The 1,332-nt window shown below is 66.7% G+C and carries 2 protein-coding genes; both read right to left on the bottom strand.

All coding sequences use genetic code 11. The annotated features are described in order from the left end of the window. Positions 1-30: 30 nt before the first annotated feature. Positions 31-957: an IS3 family transposase gene (locus HA073_RS30165; protein WP_069087404.1), complete on the bottom strand. Its 927-nt coding sequence runs from the start codon at positions 955-957 to the stop codon at positions 31-33. Continuing rightward, positions 954-1,265 carry a transposase gene (locus tag HA073_RS30160; RefSeq protein ID WP_069087405.1) on the bottom strand — a complete coding sequence of 104 codons (312 nt, stop codon included), beginning with the start codon at positions 1,263-1,265 and terminating at the stop codon, positions 954-956. The genes HA073_RS30165 and HA073_RS30160 overlap by 4 nt, the downstream gene beginning before the upstream one ends. Between the last annotated feature and the right edge of the window lie 67 nt (positions 1,266-1,332).

The following is a 1,332-nucleotide window of genomic DNA, read 5'->3' as shown; positions in this document are numbered from 1 at the left end:
TGAGTTCCCCCCGCTTTGATGGAGCGGTGGTTACCTGCTGCCGGCTGGCGCAGGGGTGGCGATAGGTGGCTCGGCTGGTTGCGGCTGGCGGGTGTGCCAGGCGGTCTCGTACTCGTTGGGGCTGAGGTAGCCCAGCTCGCGTTGGATGCGGCGGGTGTTGTACCAGCCGTCGATGTAGGCGAAGATCGCGTTCTCGGCTTCGTCGCGGGTCCGCCACGAGGTGCGGTAGACGAGTTCGATCTTCAACGTCGACCAGAAGTTCTCCATCAACGCGTTGTCGTACGAGTCGCCGACGGAGCCCATCGAGGGCAGGATCCCGTTGTCCTGCAAGCGTTCGGAGAAACGGAACGACGTGTAGTTGGATCCCCTGTCCGAGTGGTGGATCAACTGGCCGCCGCGGACATCGCGCGACCAGATGCCGTATTCGAGGGCGGCGAGGATCAGGTCGGTGTCGCAGCGGTCAGACGTCTTCCACCCGACGATCCGGCGGGAAAACACATCCCGGACCGCGGCGAGCCAGAACACACCCTCACCGCAGGGGATGCGGGTGGCGTCGGCAACCCAGAGCCGGTTCGGCCCGTCGGCGGTGAACTGCCGGTTGACCAGATCCGGCGCTGGCGTGTGTCGGGGATCTTGCTTCGTGGAGCCGCCACGCCAGCCCCGGCGCAGGAACGCCCCCTGCCAGCCGTGGGCGGCCATCAGCCGCTCGACGCGCTTGCGGCCCACGCGGATGCCGTCACGGCGTAGCTGCCGGTGGACCCGGTCCGCGCCGTAGGTTCGCCCGGAGGTCTCCCAGATCTCGTGGATGTTAGAGATCAACCCCAGGTCGACGACGTCCCGGTCGCAGGGCTGCTCGGCCTGCTTGACCCACGCGTAGTAGGTCGAGGCGCCGATGTTCAGGACCCGTAGCAGGAGCGCGACCGCGAACTGGTCACGGTGTTCATCAATGAACGTCATGACCGTCGCCGGGTCGGGTCGAGCTCCGCCGCGAAATACGCGCTCGCAGCCTTCAGGATCTCGTTCGCCCGCCGCAGCTCAGTGACTTCCCTGCGCAGCCGGCGGTTCTCCTCCGCCATCTCGCTGGTCGGCCGGTCGTGACGCTCACCTGCGTCGGCCTCGGCTTGGCGGATCCAGCTCCTGAGCGCCTCGTGATGCACGCCAAGCTGCTCGGCCAGGCGCCGGATGACGGGCTTCGGATCCGACTCGCGGTACAGACGCACAGCGCGCTGACGTAGCTCATCGGGGTACTTCTTCGGTGCTGCCACGGACGACTTCCTCCCCCACGGCCATCAGACCATGGTCAAGAAGCTCCATAAAAGCGGGGGCGGCTCA

Origin of the sequence: Micromonospora sp. CMU55-4, assembly GCF_011602315.1 — a bacterium.
GTDB lineage: Bacteria > Actinomycetota > Actinomycetes > Mycobacteriales > Micromonosporaceae > Micromonospora > Micromonospora chalcea.
The sequence above is the reverse complement of the archived record's forward strand: the minus strand, read 5'-3'. Positions and strand labels throughout refer to the sequence as shown.

Coding starts and splice junctions, on each gene's coding strand:
- HA073_RS30165 (WP_069087404.1), bottom strand. CDS start 957: ATGACGTTCATTGATGAACACCGTGACCAGTTCGCGGTCGCGCTCCTG.